The sequence below is a fragment of the Mycoplasmopsis glycophila genome (genome assembly GCF_900660605.1).
GTDB classification, from domain to species: domain Bacteria; phylum Bacillota_I; class Bacilli_A; order Mycoplasmatales; family Metamycoplasmataceae; genus Mycoplasmopsis; species Mycoplasmopsis glycophila.
On the sequence record NZ_LR215024.1, the window covers coordinates 523,715 to 544,991 of the forward strand.

A 21,277-nucleotide genomic window follows, 5' to 3' on the forward strand; every position below is an offset into this window, starting at 1 on the left:
TTCTCCTTTTATTCTATGTTTTCTGGTTTATAAATGTTATCACGCTTATGTTGTGTTGTTTTATGTTTATATTCAATTTTTGAAATAGTTTCTTCTGATAATTTTTGTGAAACTAACTTTGGATTTGTTAAACGATTGTTTAAATAAAAATCTAAATCATCATAGGTAAAACCAAGTTCGTTTTCATCTGTTTGACCTTCTCAAAGACCAGCTGAAGGTTTTTTATCGATAATTGAGCTAGGAACATTTAAAAGTGAAGCTAGGAACTTTACTTCACCTTTAGTAAAGTTACAAATAGGCAGAAGATCTGCTCCTCCGTCTCCAAATTTAGTGAAGTAACCAATGTAAACTTCATCTGCGTTATCGGTTCCTAAAACAAGTCCACTATTTTCTTGTGCAATTGCATAAAGTGTAGTCATTCTTAATCTTGGTTTAATATTAGCAATTGCTAAATCATTATTAAGATTCAAAGTTTCTGAAATACTTAAAAAAGTATTTGTTAAATCAACTCTTTTAAATGAATCGTTAAATGCCTTTTCAAGTTCGCTAATATGTGATAAATCACTTTCAGTCATTGAAATGATTGGCATTACAACTGCGATTGTATTATTAGGAAATACTCTTTTAGCAATAGCATAAACAAGAGCTGAATCAATTCCTCCACTAATTCCTACAATTAAATTTTTTGCATTTGCAGCTTCTACTTTTTCTTTTAAGAAATTTTCTACTTTTTCGATATATTTTAAAGCTATTTCTTTGCTATAAACAGGTTTATTTTCTAAATATTGAGTTATTTTACTCATTTTAAACACCTTTCAAATTATGTGATAAATTATTTATTATTTTACAATATTTTCGCCTCAAAATAAAGAAAAACTCCGCTAATCGGAGTTGTTTCGAATATAATCGAAAGATTATTTGTTTGAGTTAACAAATTGATCTAAACGTGAGTGTTTTCTAGCACCTTTGTTTGCGTGAAATACACCTTTTGAAACAGCTTTAGCAATTGTTTTGTGTGCAAATGCTACTAATGCTTCTGCGTTTTCAGCTTTAGCTAAAACAGCTTCTCTTGCTTTTCTAATAGCAGTTTTAACACGAGATTTCATAGCTGCGTTTTTTACACGAGCAGCTTCCATTTTAGCGATGCTTTTAACTTTAGATTTAATGTTTGCCATTTAAACCTCCCTTTTTCTTTATAAAATTTGAAAAATCTGTTATATTATACAATTTTTTTAAATAAAATTATTGATTTTAAAATGTTTATTATATTCTTCGATTTTAGTTTTTAAAGCTTCATTCTTTTCAGATATTTCTCAATGGTCATTTTTGATTGCTTCATAGTTTTCTCAAGTTTCATAGAAAACAAGATCAAAGAAATATAATTCATTATAAGCATCAATTAAATTGATTCCATTATATTTAATAATAAATTCAGTTCAGTTATCAAGTCTTTGGTTAGATTCAATTGCCTTTTCGATTGCATTTGTATAGTTATCCAAACTATCATAAAACTCTTTGATACCTGCTGTTAATCTAACTTTTTCTGTTTCTGTGTATTCCGAATTTCTGTGAATATTACGATCAAAAAGTAGTGCAGAAGTTTCGTTTTGGTTAAATCCAAAAATATAGCATTTTGTCTCGAAAATGTGCTTAAGTTCCAAGTTTTGCAATTCTAATTCATCATAAATTTCTTCAGAAGATTCTAAAATTTCAATATCAATGTAATCTTTGAAATTTTCAGCCATATATTTAGCATCAGGATTAATTTGAAGTAAAGCATAAACTATTTTAGTATATAAATATTTATTTAAAAATCCAGGACTTAAAAATACTGCATCAAAATTATTTCTCTTTTTCGCAACCTCTAAAAGATATTGTTTAATTGCGGTGAAATGTGATGTAAAACGACTATAAAAACCGCTTTTAGCATTTGTTTTTGCAACATAAACAACATCATTAATTGTTCATTTGAAAACACCTTTAAGTGTTTTGTGTTCTTTTTGTACATATTTCATAATTTTAATTATAAAACAAATTTAAGTTTTACCAAAATTAGACTCTTTTTGAATAAAAAAAGCAACTTATTACAAAGTAATAAATTGCTAGTTGGAATGAATTATTTGTTAATTCTTGCTCTAACGATTGTGTAAGGCATTAATGCAACAAATCTTGCTCTTTTAATTGCGGTAGCAACTTTTCTTTGGTGTTTAGCACAAACACCTGTTGTTGATTTACCTTTAATTTGTCCTGTAGCAGAAATGAATTTTTTAAGAAGTTCAACATTTTTGTAATCTACATAGAAAATTTTGTTTTCACAAAATTCACAAACTCTTTTTCTTCCTTGGAAAGCTTTTTTACGTTTTGTGTAAGCCATTTTTATCTCCTTAATTGAATAATATTATTAATCTTCATCTGGAATTTTTGCACCACTAAAGTCCATATCAAATAATGAGTCAACATCGTGTGTTGCAACAGGGTTAACTTCATCATCTAAAATAGGTGAACTGATAGTTGATGAATTACTTGTTCTAACTGATGAAAAATCGATTTCACTTGTTTGGTTCGCATGATTTTGGAAATTTGGTGTAAATCCTTTAGTTGCAAAATTTTCTGAATTATGATTAGAATAATTTGCATTTCTGTTTTGTGATGCTTGTCTTGATTCTAATAATCTAAAATTATTAACTAAAACATCGAAGCTTCTCACTGTAGAATTTGTAGTAGCTGATGTATATGTGTTTGAGTGAAGTTCACCTTCAACAGCTACTAAAGCACCTTTGGTTGCGTATTTAGAAATATAATCTGCAGTATTTCTTCAAGCAACTAAATTTATAAAATCTGTTACATCTGAATTACCACGACGATTGATGGCTAATGAAAATCTCACATAAGAAATACCATTAGATGTTGTGGCTAATGTTGGGGTTGCTGTTAATCTTCCAACTAAAATAACTGAATTAATCATGTAACCTCTTTTCAATGAAATTATTCTTGAGATTCGTTAGCTTTTCTTGTTTTTGGACGTGCTTTGAAAGCAGGTTTTTGTCCTTGAGCTTGTGAATCTTTTGAAAATTTATTTGATTTTCTTTTTCCTGAAAATCTGTTTCCTTTTGAGTTTAAACCTTTTTCTGAATCTAAATTGATTACTAATGTTCTTCAAACTTCTTTAATAATGTTTGCTCTACGTGTAAATTCAGCGATTGATGAACCTTCTGCTTCTATTTGAGCTAAAACATAAATTCCGTGTTTAGATTTGTTGATTTCATATGCTAATTCATTGTTTTCAAGCTTTTCAACTGATTTGATTCCGTTTTTGAAAACATCTTTTAATAATTCTTCATAAACAGAAACTTGAGCTTTAGGATCAATGATTGTCATAATTTCGTATTTAATCATATTTTTTTCTCCTTATGGTCATAATCTGGGTTATTGTTTATTTTGAGAAATTAAAAGCACATCTTTGTGCAATTAGACAATAACCAAGGAGTATATTGAGATACTCTTATATAATATAACACATTATTATAATTTTCATAAGCTTTTGAGTAAAATCTTTCTAGACAAAGTTACTCATTTAAAAAGGTGGCTCTTAAAATTGCGGTAAAAAAATAGTTTTTGAAAAATTTAAAAAAATGTATATTTATTTGTATGGAAAAATTAGTTATAGTTGAGTCACCAAATAAAGTTGAAACAATTAAAAAATATTTAGGTCCAGATTACCTAGTTCTTGCTAGTGTTGGACATATATTAAAAATGAAAACAACCGGAATCTTTGGTCTCGGAATAGACTTTGAAAATTGAGAACCTGAATATAGTCTAGATAGTACAAAAAGAACAGTTGTTAAAGATATCAAAGCTGCTTTAAAAGAAGTTGATCATGTTTATATCGCAACTGACCCTGATCGTGAAGGTGAAGCAATTGGAAGTCATTTAGTTGAATATTTCAAAATTGAAGATAAATATTCAAGAATTAAATATAACGAAATTACAAAAGAAGCAATCTTAAGATCAATCGAAAGAGCTGGAAAATTAGATCAAGCACTAGTAGATGCACAAAAAGCAAGAAGAATGCTTGATCGTATTATCGGGTTTAGATTAAGCTCATTGATGCGTGGAAAATTAAAAAATGCTCCTGGTACAGCTTCAGCTGGAAGGGTACAATCAATCGCTTTAAAATTGGTTGTTGATCGAGAAGAGGAAATTCAAAAATTTATACCAGAAAGATACTCAAAATTACATGCTAAATTATTAGATAATGATGTTTTAGCATATTATTATAATGCAGAAAATCCATCAGATAGAAAAGATTGAATTTTTGATGAACAATTAGACAAAATTAAATCAGATTTTGAAAAAATGCCAAAAGAATTGCTTGTCGATGATGTGAAAATTACAACAAGAACTATTGCGGCAGTTCTACCATTTAAACAAGCTGTTTTATATCGTAAAAGTCCACTCAGTTCACAAAGTACTCAATCTGCAGCTCAAAAACTCTATGAAGGTTATGGTGATGGCGGATTAATTAGTTACCCTAGAACTGACTCAACACGTTTAAGTCAAGATTTTATTGACCAAGCTCATAAGTTTATTAAAGATAAATGAGGTCAAGATTATATTGCAAGCGAAATAAAAGGTTTTAGTGGTGATCAAGATGCCCACGAAGCAATTCGTCCCACTAATGTTGCACTCAGCCCTGAAAGCGCAAAAGCTCTTTACCCTGAAATGAGTGAAGCAGAATATAAGATCTATAAATTAATTTACGAAACAACGCTACAAGCATTAATTAAACAACCGATTCGTGAAGTTAAATCTTATACATATAAAGCTAAAGAATATATTTTTAAGAATACTTATTCAAAAGTTAAATTCGATGGTTACTACGTAGTAACAGGAAAACAAGTTGATGATTTAGATCCTAACTATAATCTTGGTCAAATTGTTAACGTTGAAGAATTTGTGTTTGAAGATCACGAAACAAAACCTGCTCCAAGATATAATGACGGTTCTTTAATTGAGGCATTAGACAATATTAAAGTTGGTAGACCTTCAACTTTTGCTACAACTGTTAAAATAATTAAAGAAAGAAATTTTGTTAATAAAGTAGGAAATACGCTAGAACCAACAGAATTTGGAATAATTGTAATCAAAAATTTAATTAAAGCGTTCCCTAATATTATTAATGAAGACTATACTGCTGAAGTTGAAGAAGAACTTGATTTAATTTCTGAGTCAGAAATAGCTAAAAATAAAGTTATGATTGAATTCTGAAATAAATTTTTGGAAGAGTTTGCTCAAGCAGAAGAAAAAATTGAACCATATGAATTTAAACTTCACGAAATTGATGAACCTTGCCCTAATGATGGTGGTAAATTATTAGTAAGAAATAATAAAAAAGGACAACAATTTGTAGCTTGTGGAAACTTTCCAAAGTGTAAATTCACAAGAAGTTTAACTGAAGAAGAAATTAAATTTTTAAATCCTTCAATTGAAAGTGAAGAAGAATAATATAATCACTATTTGCAGAAAAATCAGCCTAAAAGCTGGTTTTTTATTGTCTTTAATTAAGTAAGTTAAGCAAAATTAACAAAAAAAGCTCCTTTTAAATCTGGAGCTTTTTAAATTTGATTATTCTAATTCAATCTTACCTGTGTAAAGTTTATAGTAGTGTTTTTTGTTTTTTAGAAGCTCTTTATGGCTTCCTTGTTCAATAATTTGGCCTTGATCCATAACTACTATGATGTCACAATTTTTAATTGTACTTAAACGGTGAGCAATAATGAAAGCACTCTTGTTTTTAAGTAGTTCATCAAGCGCTTCTTGGATTTTACGCTCTGTTTCTGTATCGATTGTACTTGTGGCTTCATCTAAAATCAGTGCAAGCGGATTAATAATTGCTGTTCTAGCAATTGATAGTAATTGTTTTTGACCTTGAGATAAATTTTCACCTGAATTTTCTAAAAATGTTTCATAGCCATTAGCCATATCTTCAATAAATTCATGAGCATTAGCTAATTTAGCTGCTGCTTCATATTCTTGGCTAGCAAATTCGTCTAAACCATAAATAATGTTTTCTTTAATGTTTTTTGAAAATAAAGAAGTATCTTGCAGGACAAAACCGAAAGCTTTTCTCAAATCTGCTTTTTTGATTTGTTTAATATCAATTCCATCAAAATAAATTGTACCTTTAGTTGTTTCATAAAAACGATTTAATAAACTTGCAATTGTAGTTTTTCCAGCACCAGTTGCTCCTACTAAAGCAACCTTCTTACCAACTGGTACTCTTAAAGTAAAATCTTTGATAATTAATTTTTCAGGATTGTATCCAAATGAAACGTTATCAAAGTAAAATTCACCTTTAGCAACTTGATAAATATAATCATCTTTAACTGGAATTTGTCAGTAATAAGCAGCCTTTGTGTCTATTTTACTTAAGGCTGGTTTTGATAAATCTTCATATTTTACTAAAGTAATTGTTCCATTATCTTCTTCTGGCTTTTCATCTAAAATAACAAAAACACGTTGTGCTCCTGCTAAACCACTAATAATTGCGTTAGCTTGTTGTGAAACTGTTGAAATTGGGTTTGTAAAACTACGTGCATATAGAAGAAAAGAAACTAATACTCCAAGGTTAATTGATAAAACATTCAGAGCATTGGATTGATTATTTCCTAAATAAGCAAGTGTAATCCCGCCTGTAAATGCTATTACAATAAAGTTTATTGTTCCCATGTTAATCATAATAGGCATTAATATATTTGCAATTAATTTAGATTTAAAGTCATCGTTATACATTTGATCGTTTTTAGTTTTAAAATTTAATAATGAAGCTTTTTCATGGTTGTATGCTTTAATAACTCTTACTCCATCCATCATTTCATTAATAAAACCATTTAATGATCCTAATGACTTTTGACGTGAGATAAAGTATTTTCCTGATTTTTTAGCAATCTGACCAGCAATTAAAAACATTCCAAATACTAGAATAAGCATAACAATTGTTAAAAATCAACTTAAAATAAGCATCGAAACAAGTGAAAATATAATTTGGAAGATTGAGTTTAAAATTTGAGGAATACTTTGAGAAAGCACCTCCCTTAAAGAGTCAATATCATTAGTAAACCTTGAAATTATGTCTCCTTTTTGATTTTTATCAAAGAAATTTAATGACAAGGTTTGTGAGTGAATGTATAAATCATCTCGAATTTTCTTAATAGTTTTATGTGTTATAGAAACAACCAATCTTGAATAAATATAATTAGCTAATATACCAATTACATAAAGTGAACCAATGAAAATCATTGCGAAAGTGAAATTTTTTCAATCAAAAATAGCATTTGGATTTTGTTTGTATTCGGTAATATACGGGTCAATATATTTATTAACTAAAACTGTTCCAATAAACGCTTGTGAGATGGTAATAATTAAAGTTGAAAGCACAATACATAAAAATACAACACTATATGTTAATCTGTTGTTTTCTCAAATTAACTTGAGTAAACGTTTAAAAGTACGTTTATCAAATTTAGCTTTTTTACCTTTATAATTATTCGATTTCATCTTTGTCCTTTAATTGTGCCTCATATAAATTTTTATAAAATTCATTTGTTGCAAGTAAATTCTTATGATTGTCAAAAGCAGTTACTCTTCCGTTTTCAAGAATAATTATTCTATCAGCATTTTCGATCGAACTTACTCTTTGTGCAATAATAATTTTTGTTGTATCTTTTAATTCGTTATTTAAAGCATCTCTAATTTTTGCATCTGTTTTATTATCAACAGCACTAGTAGAATCATCTAAAATTAAAATTTCTGGTTTTTTAATAAGTGCACGTGCAATTGATAAACGTTGTTTTTGTCCTCCGCTAAAGTTAGCTCCACCTTCTTCTACAACTGTATCAAGGCCATTTTTGTCGAAAACAAAGTCATATGCGCTCGCTTTTTTAAGCGCTTCGATTATTTCTTCATCTGTTGCGTTTTCTTTTCCTCAACGAATATTTTCACGAATTGTTCCTGAAAATAAAATATTTTTTTGTAGGACAATTGCGATAGATTCACGAAGTGTTTTTAAATCATAGTCTTTAACATTAATTCCACCAATTTTAAGTTCACCTTCAGTTACATCATAAAGACGAGGAAGTAAATTTACAAGTGTGCTTTTCCCGCTACCTGTTGACCCAATAATACCAATTGTTTGTTTTGGTAAAATTGTTAAATTAATCTTCTTAAGAGTATTTCTTTTGTTATTTTTGTACATAAAATTAACATTTTCAAATTCAATTGTTGAATTGTTAATTTCATAAATAGGATTTTTAGGATTTTGAATTGAAGGTACTTCATTTAGTATTTCTTTAATCCTTTTAATTGAAGCTTGTGCAATTGTAATTGTCACAAGTACCATAGAAGCGATCATTAATGAAATTAAAACTTGAAACATATAGTTAACAAAAGCTGTAATAGTACCTGTTGAAATACTTGACACATCGTGGTATTTACCAATTAAATTAGCTGAAACAAGCATAATTGAGAATAAAGAAATAAACACAGTACCAAGCATTAAAGGTGAGTTGAGTGCAACTAACTTTTCAGCTGCAATTCCTAATTTACGAACTTTTTCGGTTTTTTCTTTGAATTCTTGGATTTCTTTATTTTCAGTTACAAATGTTTTGATTGTACGAATTCCACTAATGTTTTCTTTGATTTTGTTGTTAATTTCGTCATAGCTACGAAGCATTTTATAAAATCTTGGAAAAGCTATTAACATTATAATTCCGACAATAATAGATAAAATAACCACAGCAGCAACCAAGATTCAAGCTAACATAAAATTAGTTGTAAATGCCATAATTATTGCACCAGTCATTAAGAAAGGCGCTCTAATTAAAGCTCTAATTGACATCATGTAAGCGTTTTGAACATTAGTTATATCATTAGTTAATCTCACAATGAGCGAACCTTTTGAATATTTATCATAATTTTCAAAAGAATAGTTACTAATTTTTTCAAACATTGCGTATCTAATATTCTTTCCTAATCCAGCTGTTGCTCTTGACGCAAAAAACCCACTCAACATTCCTGATGTGAGCGATACAATACCAAGAATTAAAATAATTCCTGAATATAAGTAAATATTATTTGTATTTTGTTCTTTAATTCCAAAGTCGATTAATCACTGAGTTAGTTTTGGAATAAAAATAACACAAGCAATTTCTATTAAAACAAAAAATATCGAAAAAAATGAATCAATTCGATAATTTTTGGTTAAACCTAGGATCGTTTGTTTTTTCAATTGAACCTCCTTATTTTTATATTTAATAATTTATTATTTTTAGGTTTATTATATTGTTTTTTTCTCAATTATTTTGACAATTTTAAGATTAAAAAATAAGAAAAATGGAATAGTTTTCAATCAAAAATTAATTTTTTCTCTAGTTTTTTAAAAACCAAAAAAGCACAAGAAAAATATTCTTGCGCTTTCTTTTTTTGCCTTATCTATTATTTATTTATGATAAGTGATGTTATTTTTGATTGTAAAACCACGATATATTTGCTCAACTAGCATAACTCTAAATAATTGATGCGGAAAAGTCATTTTCGAAAAATTAATTTTATTTGAAAAATATTCTTCATTCACTCCGTTTGAACCACCAATTACAAATGTTATATTATCTTCATCTACATAAAGCTCTTTAAATTCTTCTGAATTTAGTTGTTTTCCACGTAGAGATAAATAGTAGACTTTCGAGTTTTTAGGGATTTTTTCTAAAATCATTTGAGTTTCTTTTTCGATTTTTAAATTAATATTTTCGATTTTTTGTTCCTTGATCTCAATTACATTTAATTTAGCAAAAAAATTAATTTTTTTAGCATAATCATCGAACAAAACTTTAAATTCTTTACTTAATGATCCAACAGCAATTAAATTAAGCTTCATTTATTTTTTATTTCTTCTTGTTTCGATGTGAAACATAAGCATTTGGATATCAGCTGGGTTGATTCCGCTAATTCTTGATGCTTGACCGATTGTTTTTGGATCAATTTGTTTTAATTTTTGTTTTGCTTCTGTAGCAATATTTAAAACTTCGTCGTAATCAATATCACTAGGTATTTTGAAATCTTCTAAACGCATCATTTTTTGTGCTTGAGTTTCTTGTTTTTTGATGTAACCATCTAGTCTAACCATAATGGTTAGTTCGTTTTTAAATGGAAAATCACCAAGTACATCAACAGCTTGAACGTCAGGACGAGCTACAACTTTTAATAAACTAACTCCATTTTCAATCCCGTATTTTTGAGCAAGTTCGCTTTTTGATGATAAGAAAGTCTTTGAAAGTTCTTCGATTTTTTCTTCTATAAGTTGATATTTAGCAACAACTTTAGCATAATCTGCTTCGCTAATTAAACCAACTTCATAACCATATTTAGCAAGTCTTAAATCAGGATTATCGTTTCTTAATAATAAACGATATTCAGCACGTGAAGTTAGCATTCTATAAGGTTCTTTTGTTCCTTTTGTAACTAAATCATCAATTAAAACACCTATATATGCGTCATGTCTTTTTAAAATTAGCGGTTCTTGATTTTCTAATTTCAAGGCAGCATTAATTCCAGCAATTAACCCTTGGGCAGCAGCTTCTTCGTATCCGCTAGTTCCATTAATTTGACCGGCTGTAAAAATGTTTTTAACCACTTTAGATTCTAAAGAAGGTGAAATTTGAAGCGGGTTAAGAGCATCATATTCGATTGCATACCCTCATTTTTGAATTCTACAATTTTGTAGCCCCGGAATAGTTCTTAACATTTTATCCTGAACTTCAATTGGCATCGAAGTAGACATTCCGTTAACGTAAATAATATCTCCTTCAACTGTTTCGGGCTCAAAAAAGACTTGGTGTCTATTTTTGTCTCTAAAACGCATTACTTTATCCTCAATGCTTGGGCAGTAACGAGGACCGATACCCTCTATTAAACCAGAGTACATTGCAGATTTATCGATGTTTTCTTCAATAATCTTGTGAGTTTCTTCATTAGTATAAGTTAAATAACAAGAAACTTGATCACTTATTTTAACACCTGAACGATTTGAAAATGAAAGAGAGCAGTCTTGAAGTTCTTCTTTTTCTACTTGTGAAAAATCGATTGAATCAGCATATACACGAGCAGGAGTTCCTGTTTTTAATCTTTGTAACTCAAATCCTAAATTAATTAGTGATTGACTAATTTTAGGAGTAGTTTTTTGATTATCAGGACCACTAATTGTAACGGTATCACCACGGAGAATTCTTGAGTTCATATATGTTCCAGTTGTAATAACAAGAACATTAGCATTAATTACTGTGCCATCTTCTAAAACAACTGCTTTAAACTCATTATTTTCGTTTGTTAGAATATTGGTAACAATTCCTTCAATTAGTGTTATATTTGAATGTTTTTCAAGATCTTCTAATATTAATTTTGAATATTTTTCTTTGTCAATTTGCGCTCTTAAAGCTCTTACAGCTGGACCTTTAGACTCGTTAAGCACTTTTATTTGGATCATTGCTAAATCACCATAGTAACCTTGAACACCACCTAAAGCGTCAATTTCACGTGTAATAATACCTTTTGCAGGACCACCAATCGAGGGGTTGCAAGGCATCATAGCTAATTTATTTAAGTCTAAACTAATTAAAGCTACTTTATGATTTTTGTTCCCTAATGCAAAAGCAGCTTCAACACCAGCGTGACCACCACCGACAACAATTGCTTCAAAATTTAACTCTTTTTTATTCATATTCATAGTATATTTAATTTTAAAACAAAAATACAAAAAAACAAATGTTTTTGTAAGCAAAACACTTGTTTTTCTATTTATATCCGAATCTAGTTAATGTTTTATCATCATCAATTCATTTGTTTGCTACTTTAACTTTTAAATTTAAAGTTGTAGGTATATCAAATTGATAAGCAATTTTTTTACGAGCAGCAATACCGATGTTTTTAATCATTTGAGCATTTTTGCCAATTACCATCCCTTTTTGAGAATCTTTTTTAACATAAATGATCGCATTTATTTCTAAATGGTCATCTTCTTCGTTAAATTCAACCACTTCAACAGCAATTGAATGCGGCAATTCTTGATGTAGACGGTTAATAGCTGCTTCTCTAATTATTTCTTTTGCTATGAAACGCATTGATTTATCTGTTACATAATCTTCATCATATTGTTTTTCACCTTCGTAAGCAAAAGTTTTTAACAATTTAATAAGTTCTTCGATTGAATTGTAATTTTCAATATCTGTTGAAACAATGTGTTTAAAGTTATATTTTTGTAAATCATCTATTTTTTCAGTTAATAAGTTTAAATTCTTTTTAATTTTACTTACTTTCGAAATAACAGCAATTTTATTATCAAAACCTTGGATTCTTTCAAGAATCATTTCATCACCTTTACCAAGTTTTTCATCTGCTGGTGTTAAAAAAAGTAAAACATCAATATTTTTAATTGAGTCATAAGCATTTTTATTAAGTGCTTCTCCTAACTTATTAAGTGGTTTATGAATTCCTGGAGTGTCTGTAAAAATAATTTGATAATTTTGATCTGTATATATCCCGGTTATTTGATCACGAGTTGTTTGTGCAGTATCTGTGACAATTGCAACATTATAACCTACTATAGCATTTAGTAATGAACTTTTACCAACGTTTGGTCTTCCTAAAATACTTGCGAAACAAATTTTCATAATTAAATTTTAATTTCTTCCATTCTAATTGAAAAAGGAACAAGTTCTTCCACTGTATTAATACGGATTTGTTTACCGTCGTTGCTATATTGATAAACTTTAGCATCTAATGGTAAAAATTCAGTCATAACTTGTCTGCAACCTGCACAAGGACTAATAATTTCGTTTTTACCACTAATTATGTGAATTTCTTTAAAACTACCTACTTTTCCACCGTAAGCTACTGAACCGAACATTGCGCTTCTTTCAGCACAAAGACCTGATGGATATGCTGCATTTTCAACGTTTACACCATAAAATTCTTTTCCTTCGTTGTCAACTAAAATAGCAGCTACAGGAAAATGAGAATAAGGTGAATATGAATATTTTAAAAGGTCTCTTAATTTTTCTACTTTTGTCATTTTAATGATCCTCTCTTGTTATTTTTAAAGGATTAAAAATATCATCAACAATTTTGTTCATTACTATTCTTTCATCTTCAAGTTCATGATCGTATCCTTTTAAGTGAACTAAACCATGAGTAAATAAATAGCAAAATTCTCTTTTAATAGAATGACCGAATTTTTTTGCTTGCTTTTCAACTTTATCTCAACAAATTACAAGTTCACCTAAATGGTAAAATGGTAAGCCGTCATAAAGTTGATCATCTCTAAAATCAAATGATAAAATATCAGTAACGTAATCTTTACCACGATATTCAAAATTGAGTTTTTTGATTTTTTGTGGCGAAACTATAGTCACATCTAAAATTATTGGTTTTTTGATTTTGAAATATTGAGCAAAGTTTTGGACAATCTGAAGCATTTCAGATTCGAAAATTATTGCCCTTTTAATTCGATTGTTGATATTTAATTCAATTTTGTTATTTTGCATACTATTTTAATTATATTAAATTAAAAAACGAATGACAAAAGATTAATAATAATTAGTTCTTTTTTAATCGAAATAGCGCACTCAATAAATTCCGTGTTTTTAGCTTCAAAGATGTTTCAAAGCGGTTCAGAATCAATAAAGATATTATTATTTTCAATTCTTGAGATTTGAAACGAAGATTCATAAAATAAATTATTGATTTGGAATCAAAAACTATAACTTTTTTCAAGATCTAATTTATTAAAATCAATATTTTTAATAATTAGCTCATCATTTTCTTTTTTAATTAGACATTTTTCATAGACATCTATTTCTCAAAAAAATAAAATCCAAAGCAAAAAGCAAATAGCTAAAATTAACAAAACACCAACGATTATTTCAAACAAATAGAATTTAACTGAGTTTAGATATCTCATACCTGTACCTTTTCTTCATCTTCAAAAAGATATCTTTGATTATGACTAATTTCAATCGTAATTGCTTTTTGGAGATGATTTTTAACAATATTTTTTAAAAATTCAAATTTTGAATGCTCAAAATTTTCAAAAGCTTCATCAAATACAACTACGTCATATTCAATCATCATAGTTTTTAAAATTTTTAGAAATTGCTGTTGACCTTGTGAAAGCGAATTAAGCGGAAGAAACAAATTATTAGGTAAAAGAAAGTCTTTTCAAATTTCAACCAACTGATTTATTTCTAAAAATTCTCAAAAACGATCTGGATTTTCTATATTTAGAAAGTCTAAAATGCTTAAATTTATATTGAGATAACTAGAATTTATTAAATACACTTTTTCTAAATAGCTTTTGTTTTGAAATATTTCCAAATCTTTATTATTGATTGAAATTTGACCTAGCTGATAATCCAATGTTCCTGTAATTAATTTGCAAAAAGTACTTTTTCCACTTCCGTTAGCTCCTTTGATAATTAAATGAGAATCAATAATTAGTTTTTCAATATTTAGTATTTCTTTGTAGCTATTTTCATATTTAAATTTAAGTTCTTTAATTTTAATTTGTTTGATTTTTTCATTTAAATTTCTTTGAGTGTTGTTGCTATGAGAATTTTGTTTTCAATTGAAGAAATTAAGCATTTCTAAATTTTTATTTCGTTCTGATAAACTTATAAATAATTCTGGTATTGATTTAATCGGTCTAGTAAGCAAGCTTGCTCCTGTCATAAAAAAGATTAAATCATTAAATGTTAAATTGCTGTTTCAAATTTCGTATGTGCCAATGAAAATAATTAGAAATGGGAATAAGTATTCTAAAAAATGATTAAAACTACTAAAGTTGATACTAAAGAAGCTAAAACCTAAAATTTGCTCTTCTAATTTATTATTTTGTTCTTGAAGTTTGGATAGTTGTTGCTTTAATAAGTAGAAATTAGGTTCAGTTTTTAAAACTTCATAGTAACAGTTAAATAAGTTATCTTGAATTTGTGATTCTAAAATCAGCTCTTTGTATTTTTTATCATAAAAAAGCTTGTTGTAAAAGCCTAAAATAAGGCAAGAAAAACAATAAACTACCAAACTCAACATTAATATCGAATTTAATTTATAGAGTATAAAAACAGCTAAACAAATCGAAATTATTGCATTGATTAAATTAGGCATAAAAGTAACATTTAATTTAGAAAGTTGCAAAATTGCATTAAACCGATTTTTCATTTCTAACGATGAAAAAACATTCAAATATTTTCGATTAAGAGTTGAAAGGTTATTAATGAAAATTTTTCAATATCTAAAGTTTGTTTTAATTATGATTTTATTTTCATATTTACCAACTACTATTTTGACAAGAATTGACAAAATTAATACAAGCAAAAATACACTCAAAGTAAATCAAAGATGGTTATTTGCTTGGTAAGGAATTACTTTTGAAATTAAAAATTTGTTTAGATAAGGAATTAAAAACATCAATAAATCAGCAACCAAATAACAAACAAGAATGATGAAATGTTGCTTTGTAATAGTAAAGTTTCTTTTTAGTAACGAATCTGATTCTTGCTCATTTTGGTTGGAAATCTTTTTATCTGTGCATTTTGATAACTTTTCAAATGAGATTAAAACATTTAAATAAATACTCAAAAAGTCCTTGTAATTCTTTTTTAAATTACCTTGAGCTGGATCATAAAAAGCAACAATTCCGTCTGAAATACTTTCGATAACGACCATGTGTGTTTGTTCAACATTTTTAACAATTGCAGCTATTGGAAAGCATTCTTTATCAAGTTTTAGTAGCTGCTCAAAGTCGCAATTTCAAACATCTATTTCAAGGTTATATATATTACTAATTCTTTTTAATTCCTCTAATGAAATACCGTTTTGATTAAACACTGCTATTTTTTTAAGTTCATTGATGGAAGGAGGAGAAAGTTTTTCTTTCTCAAGAAAATAATTAAGAACATAAAGTGAACAATCTAATTTGTCATATTGATTTTTCTTCATACCATTAAGTAGATAAAAAAATTGTAAAAATGTACAAAAAAAGAACACAATTTGTTATATCAGCAAAAAAAGTTTATAATTTAATAACCTACTTAAAAAGTATAGAAGGAGTAAAACATGAAAAAAGTGGTAGCGCTAGCTAGTGACCATGCAGGTTTCAAACTAAAACAAGAATTACAAGAATACGTAAGAACATTAGGGTATGATACAATAGACCTTGGGCCTTCAACTGATACTAATCCTGTGAGCTATGCAGACGCAGGAAAAGAGCTTGCTGAATATATGGCATCAAGAAAACCTGATTTTGGAATCGGAGTTTGCGGAACAGGATTAGGAATTTCTTATGCTCTGAACAGACACAAAGGAATCAGAGCTGCTCGTATTACTACACCTGAAGACGCACATCTTGCAAAACAACACAATGATGCAAATGTAATTGTATTTGGTGGAAGACAAGTTAGTTTTGAACAAGCAAAAGAAATGGTTGATGAATATATCAAAACTCAATTTGAAGGTGGACGTCACATCGCTAGAATTAAAGAATTAGATGAACAATAATTATTAAAGCTATTTGATCTTTATTTCAAATGGCTTTTATTTTGTTAAAATATAGTTTATTCATTATCAAAGGAGTAAAATGACTAAAAAACAAAACACTAAAAAAAGAAGTAAAAAAGGTACATCTTGACTAATTTCTTCACTTACTTTACTAGTTGCGCTAGGTGCAGGTGGTTATTCAGCATATCATTACTTATATAAAAATAAAACAAACACTCAAAAAACTAATAGTTCTGAATCACAAGTTCCTAACCCAACTACCGTAAATGGAAAACTAGCACTGGACCCTAACAAGATTAGATTAATGAATTGAAATATTCTTAATTTTGGTGGAAATAATGATTCTAAAGTGCTTTTACCTAAAATTAATAACATCGCTAAAGCAATTTTATATTCAAATTCATCCGTTGTTGGTTTTACTGAAATAAACTATATTAATCCTAAAGATAGAAAAACCAACGTAGTTGAGAGTTTAGAAAATCTTCAAAAATTATTAGGTGAAAACTGAAAATTTATTTACAGTGATGATGCAGTTAACCCAAAAATGCCTAACTCTAAAGAAAATTATGCTATTTTCTATGATTCATCAATTATTAAATACGAAGATTACAAAGAAAATATCACAAAAGATAACTTGTATGCTAGAGCGCCATTTCTTGCTAAATTTAGTGTTAAAGAAAACAATTATCAGTTCTATTATGCTATAGCACACTTTGATGCGCCTGGTGTTAATACAAATAATGGAGAAACTAAAGATTCAGTGTATACAGAAAATGGAACACAAGAAATTAAAGAAGCTAAAGAGGTTTATGAATATATTTTCAAACCTAAAATGAATGATAATATTGATATTATTTTTGCCGGTGATACAAACCTAAAAGCAAAAGCTAATGAAATTTTTGAATCATTTTCAAAATACGGAATCCAAGATGCATATGTTGATTTTAAAAACCGTCTTAATGATGCTTGATATAACACTTCATTGAGTGTGACAGATGCACAAGGAAATTACAAACGCAAGTATGCTAATCCATATGATAAATGATTATTTTTTGATGCTAATGATACAAATATCACAGTTAATGGAAATGCTCCTTACAAAATCGATATTGTTGGTTTATACAACGAAGGAATTTGAAATAAGCGAGAAGATATTAAAATTTGAAAACAAAACAATATTAAATTTAAAGACGAAACAGACTTAACTTTAGCAAGAAAAGTAAGTGATCATGCACCAATTATTTTAGATATTAAGTATAAATAATCTTAAAAGCAACATAACAAAGGAATTATCCTTGTTATTGTTGCTTTTTCTTTTTGTTTGTAATAAAATTTAAATATGAAAAAGACACCATTAAATTTCAAGAAAATCTTAATATTTTTAATTCAATTATTTATATTTAGCTCAATAATAGCTGGTTTTGTTATTTTAATGCAAAGAATTAATGTTTTATATAACTGATTCTTTCTAGTTTTTTTATATGTTATTAATGTTGTTTTTGTATTTATTATTTATTATCAAAAAAGACAAACTAATGCTAAAATAAGTTGAATTTATCTTATTTTGCTCTTTCCAGTAATAGGTCACATTTTATTCTTAACTTTTGGTCTTATTTTTGTAAATAAAAACGAAATCAAAATATTAAAAAGAAAATCTTATGATCTTAAAAAATATCCAGAATTAATTAGAAAAAATAACTCTCGCTTTTTAGATGATCTTTCTAAAATTAATAATGGAGTTGTTTTAGCAGGAAATATAGAACTTTTTCCTGAAGGTTATCGTTTTTATGAGGTTTTAATTGATCAAATCAAAAATGCTCAAAAAAGCATTTTTATAGTATCTTATATCATTAAAAAAAGTGAAATTTCAGAAGAAATTATGTCATTATTAACTGCAAAACTTGAAGAAGGTGTCGAAATTAAGTGACTTGTAGATGATTTTGGTTGCACATTTTCGCAAAAGAGAGCTCTTAATAAATTAGCCAAAAAAGGTGCTCAAATTGCTTTTATCGGAAAAATATATTACCCTTTAATTCATTCAAAAAGCTTTAGCCGTAACCACCAAAAATTTGTGATTGTAGATTCTGAAATTGTTTTTTCTGGAGGAAACAACATTTCGGATGAATATGCATCACTCAGTAAGAAATATGGACATTGAATTGATCTTAATTATATGATTCAAGGTGCATATGTAAATTCTTATAATATGCATTTTATGCAGTTTTGAGAAATTGTGACAAATCAAAAAATTGAAATTGATTCTCATATTAATTCAAAGATTGAAATTGAACAAAAAAATAAAAATAATTTAATCTTGGTGTCAGATTCACCTTCGTTAGATTATTCGGAAGCTGAATTCTTTTGGCTTAAAATGATTAGTGATGCTAAAGAAGAAATAATGATCGCAACTCCATATCTTTCTTTAACCAATTCTCTTGAAAAACAAATAATTTTAGCTCTCAAAAGAGGTGTTAAAATCAAAATTTTCATTCCTGGTCTACCTGACAAAAAAATGGTTTATAAAGTTACACTTCAAGAAGCTCAAAACTTAATGAATCACGGGCTTGAGCTGTACATTTTTAAAAATAGCTTTTTACACACAAAAATGGGTGTAATAGATCAAAAAGTGGCATGAGTAGGAACCAATAATATGGATAGCAGAAGTATGTTCAGCCAGTATGAAACCATGGATGTTTTTGAAGGCGAACAAGTTAATGAAGTTGTCCAAATCTTTAACTGATATAAACAATTTTCAATTCACTTTCAAAGAGGTGATGAAATTATGCCTAACCGCACATTCTTTAATAAATTTCTTGCTAATTGAACTAAACCACTCATTTAATTTTATTGATAAGCAAACCTGTCTTGGGTTTGTTTTTCTTTCCTTTCAAAGTCGATTTTAAGCAAAATATGTTAAAATATTTATAGTATAACTATAAATAGCTAAATATTTGAAGAATTTATAGTTTTTTTATTCAATTTGAAAAAGAGGCGAAATGAAATTATCAATTATTTCTTTAATTAGTAGTTACGCAAAAGATGTTGAGTCTTTTTTAAAAGATTTAAAAGAGCAAACAAATCAAGAGTTTGAAGTTATTTTGTGTATTAACAAGAATATCGAATCTAAAAAAATACTAAATTTAGTTGCTGAATATTCAGAGTTCTTTGAAGGAAGATTAATTGCTATTTTTAACACTAGAACTAAATCATATCAAGATAATCTTTTAAATGCTTTCAATGTATCGCGTGGAAAATTTGTCTTAACATTAAATTCAGAGTCTAATTTAAAGAAAAATTATGTTGAAAAGATGATCGAAAACGCAGAGCGAGAAGATGTTGATGTTTTAGAGTTTAAACCTAGAATTGTTGGTACAACTAGATTTAAACCAAAAGCTAGAATTACACCTAACATAAAAATGAATGTTGCAGAAACTCCTTTAATCTTTGCTTATAGTTTTCCATTTATCTTCAATAAAATTTTCAAAAAGTCTTTAATTAAAAAGATTTGCAATCAAAAAATTAAATATACAAACGACTCAAAACTTTGCACAATGGTAAATTATCTTTTACTAATGGAAGCAAAAACTTATACATATTTAGACTTTAGAATTTATCGTGAATATTTTGATGCAGATATGTGATTTAATTCAAATAACTTTTTAAATACGATGAAAGCTATTGAACAAATTTCTGAAGAGAAAAATTTACATATCAAAGAAGAAATCAGATATGCAACTTATTATTTACTCAAAATTTTAATTTCTGGATTTTTTATCGAAACAAGTTACTTGCATAAAACTCTCAAATACTTGAAAAACTCTGAAATTAACTATACCCGTAATAAAAAATTAATTGATAAACATAAGAATTTAGTTGTAAAACTAGAAAATACAGCTGATTTTAGAAATTTAAGAAACCAAAATATTTACATGCTAATCCAAAATGAAGAGACTTGCTTACTTAATAAGTCTATCAATAAAATAGTAGTAGAAAAAATACTAGAAAAATTAGAATAAAAATGCTTTATAAAAACAGTAATTTTTGAAAAAGACTTCTTTCAAATTTAATTGATTTAACAATCATATTATCTTTCTTTTTTGGATCATTCTTAATTGCATGAAACACAAAAAACGAAACTAGGTGAATAAAAAATGAAATCATTTTTATAACACCTTTTATTTTAAATATCATCTTCATTTCATTTTATTGAATCTTTTTACCATGATTAACAAATGGTAAAACAATTGGAATGATGATATTTAAAATAAAAATCATCAACTCTTCTAAAACAAGAATTAAATTGATAACAATGATTAAAAGAAACTATTTACTTACTTTCCCTTTGTTGTTTGTCTTAATTCTTTTTATTTCAAGTGTTTACTACTATCACATTGATGAGAATTCTTTTTCAATTAAGACAGATTACTTTTGACAACAGTTCGTTTACAAAAGTGTAATCTCACTAAATAACATTTTTCTCTTCGTTAATACAATTGGTTTTCTTTATATATTTTTAAACGATAAAAGAATTTCGCTGATAGACCTGGTTTCAGATTCTAGAATTGTTGATGATAAAGTTATTTTCATTCAAAATAGTCAAAAAGAGAATAAATTATTACCTTTTTACAATCACAAAAAAGAATTTGAATTTTATAATGATTTTGACCAAATTTAG

21 protein-coding genes are annotated in these 21,277 nt (G+C 27.5%); 6 read left to right on the forward strand and 15 right to left on the reverse strand.

What is annotated here, in order from left to right:
* Positions 1-8 precede the first annotated feature (8 nt).
* From nadE to rpsF, 6 genes are all read right to left on the reverse strand, one after another.
* Positions 9-803, reverse strand: coding sequence for an NAD(+) synthase (gene nadE / locus EXC46_RS02060; RefSeq protein WP_027333354.1), 795 nt, complete (start codon positions 801-803; stop codon positions 9-11).
* A gap of 111 nt (positions 804-914) precedes the next feature.
* A complete protein-coding gene (gene rpsT / locus EXC46_RS02065; protein ID WP_027333355.1) occupies positions 915-1,175 on the reverse strand; it encodes a 30S ribosomal protein S20 in 261 nt (86 codons plus the stop codon).
* 57 nt (positions 1,176-1,232) lie between these two features.
* The gene (locus EXC46_RS02070; RefSeq protein ID WP_027333356.1) at positions 1,233-2,015 is read right to left on the reverse strand and encodes a hypothetical protein; all 783 of its coding nucleotides are present in this window, start codon (positions 2,013-2,015) and stop codon (positions 1,233-1,235) included.
* 101 nt (positions 2,016-2,116) lie between these two features.
* Positions 2,117-2,374: a 30S ribosomal protein S18 gene (gene rpsR, locus EXC46_RS02075; protein ID WP_027333357.1), complete on the reverse strand. Its 258-nt coding sequence runs from the start codon at positions 2,372-2,374 to the stop codon at positions 2,117-2,119.
* Between the two features lie 27 nt (positions 2,375-2,401).
* Complete coding sequence (locus tag EXC46_RS02080; protein ID WP_052352993.1) at positions 2,402-2,965, reverse strand: single-stranded DNA-binding protein; 564 nt, start codon at positions 2,963-2,965, stop codon at positions 2,402-2,404.
* A 20-nt stretch (positions 2,966-2,985) separates the two neighbouring features.
* The gene (gene rpsF / locus EXC46_RS02085) at positions 2,986-3,396 is read right to left on the reverse strand and encodes a 30S ribosomal protein S6 (protein ID WP_044888828.1); all 411 of its coding nucleotides are present in this window, start codon (positions 3,394-3,396) and stop codon (positions 2,986-2,988) included.
* 252 nt (positions 3,397-3,648) lie between these two features.
* Here rpsF and topA point away from each other — a divergent pair, with 252 nt between their 5' ends.
* Positions 3,649-5,505 carry a type I DNA topoisomerase gene (gene topA, locus EXC46_RS02090; RefSeq protein ID WP_044888829.1) on the forward strand — a complete coding sequence of 619 codons (1,857 nt, stop codon included), beginning with the start codon at positions 3,649-3,651 and terminating at the stop codon, positions 5,503-5,505.
* Positions 5,506-5,625: 120 nt separating this feature from the next.
* Here topA and EXC46_RS02095 read toward each other — a convergent pair whose 3' ends face one another.
* The 9 genes from EXC46_RS02095 to EXC46_RS02135 form a co-directional block, all read right to left on the reverse strand.
* Positions 5,626-7,557, reverse strand: a complete 1,932-nt coding sequence (locus EXC46_RS02095; RefSeq protein WP_027333358.1) for an ABC transporter ATP-binding protein — start codon at positions 7,555-7,557, stop codon at positions 5,626-5,628.
* A complete protein-coding gene (locus EXC46_RS02100) occupies positions 7,544-9,286 on the reverse strand; it encodes an ABC transporter ATP-binding protein (protein WP_044888830.1) in 1,743 nt (580 codons plus the stop codon). The genes EXC46_RS02095 and EXC46_RS02100 overlap by 14 nt, the downstream gene beginning before the upstream one ends.
* Before the next feature lie 210 nt (positions 9,287-9,496).
* On the reverse strand, positions 9,497-9,931 hold the full coding sequence (locus EXC46_RS02105; protein ID WP_027333360.1) for a 23S rRNA (pseudouridine(1915)-N(3))-methyltransferase RlmH: 435 nt from the start codon (positions 9,929-9,931) through the stop codon (positions 9,497-9,499).
* Positions 9,932-11,770: a tRNA uridine-5-carboxymethylaminomethyl(34) synthesis enzyme MnmG gene (gene mnmG, locus EXC46_RS02110; protein ID WP_027333361.1), complete on the reverse strand. Its 1,839-nt coding sequence runs from the start codon at positions 11,768-11,770 to the stop codon at positions 9,932-9,934.
* A 73-nt stretch (positions 11,771-11,843) separates the two neighbouring features.
* Complete coding sequence (gene era / locus EXC46_RS02115; RefSeq protein ID WP_027333362.1) at positions 11,844-12,719, reverse strand: GTPase Era; 876 nt, start codon at positions 12,717-12,719, stop codon at positions 11,844-11,846.
* A gap of 2 nt (positions 12,720-12,721) precedes the next feature.
* Positions 12,722-13,120, reverse strand: a complete 399-nt coding sequence (gene cdd / locus EXC46_RS02120; RefSeq protein WP_044888832.1) for a cytidine deaminase — start codon at positions 13,118-13,120, stop codon at positions 12,722-12,724.
* A gap of 1 nt (position 13,121) precedes the next feature.
* Complete coding sequence (ybeY, locus tag EXC46_RS02125; RefSeq protein WP_027333364.1) at positions 13,122-13,592, reverse strand: rRNA maturation RNase YbeY; 471 nt, start codon at positions 13,590-13,592, stop codon at positions 13,122-13,124.
* 20 nt (positions 13,593-13,612) lie between these two features.
* Complete coding sequence (locus EXC46_RS02130; RefSeq protein ID WP_027333365.1) at positions 13,613-14,008, reverse strand: MAG1140 family protein; 396 nt, start codon at positions 14,006-14,008, stop codon at positions 13,613-13,615.
* Positions 13,996-16,044 carry an Mbov_0121 family peptidase domain-containing ABC transporter gene (locus tag EXC46_RS02135; protein WP_027333366.1) on the reverse strand — a complete coding sequence of 683 codons (2,049 nt, stop codon included), beginning with the start codon at positions 16,042-16,044 and terminating at the stop codon, positions 13,996-13,998. Before EXC46_RS02135 ends, EXC46_RS02130 begins: the two co-directional genes overlap by 13 nt.
* Before the next feature lie 117 nt (positions 16,045-16,161).
* Here EXC46_RS02135 and EXC46_RS02140 point away from each other — a divergent pair, with 117 nt between their 5' ends.
* The 5 genes from EXC46_RS02140 (at position 16,162) to EXC46_RS02160 (ending at position 21,277) form a co-directional block, all read left to right on the forward strand.
* Positions 16,162-16,602 carry an RpiB/LacA/LacB family sugar-phosphate isomerase gene (locus EXC46_RS02140; protein WP_027333367.1) on the forward strand — a complete coding sequence of 147 codons (441 nt, stop codon included), beginning with the start codon at positions 16,162-16,164 and terminating at the stop codon, positions 16,600-16,602.
* Positions 16,603-16,681: 79 nt separating this feature from the next.
* Entirely contained in the window at positions 16,682-17,866 is a 1,185-nt protein-coding gene (locus tag EXC46_RS02145; RefSeq protein ID WP_027333368.1) for an MnuA family membrane nuclease, read from the forward strand.
* Positions 17,867-17,941: 75 nt separating this feature from the next.
* The gene (locus EXC46_RS02150; protein ID WP_084262918.1) at positions 17,942-19,444 is read left to right on the forward strand and encodes a phospholipase D-like domain-containing protein; all 1,503 of its coding nucleotides are present in this window, start codon (positions 17,942-17,944) and stop codon (positions 19,442-19,444) included.
* A 154-nt stretch (positions 19,445-19,598) separates the two neighbouring features.
* Positions 19,599-20,618 carry a glycosyltransferase gene (locus tag EXC46_RS02155; RefSeq protein ID WP_027333369.1) on the forward strand — a complete coding sequence of 340 codons (1,020 nt, stop codon included), beginning with the start codon at positions 19,599-19,601 and terminating at the stop codon, positions 20,616-20,618.
* 2 nt (positions 20,619-20,620) lie between these two features.
* A complete protein-coding gene (locus tag EXC46_RS02160) occupies positions 20,621-21,277 on the forward strand; it encodes an RDD family protein (RefSeq protein ID WP_027333370.1) in 657 nt (218 codons plus the stop codon).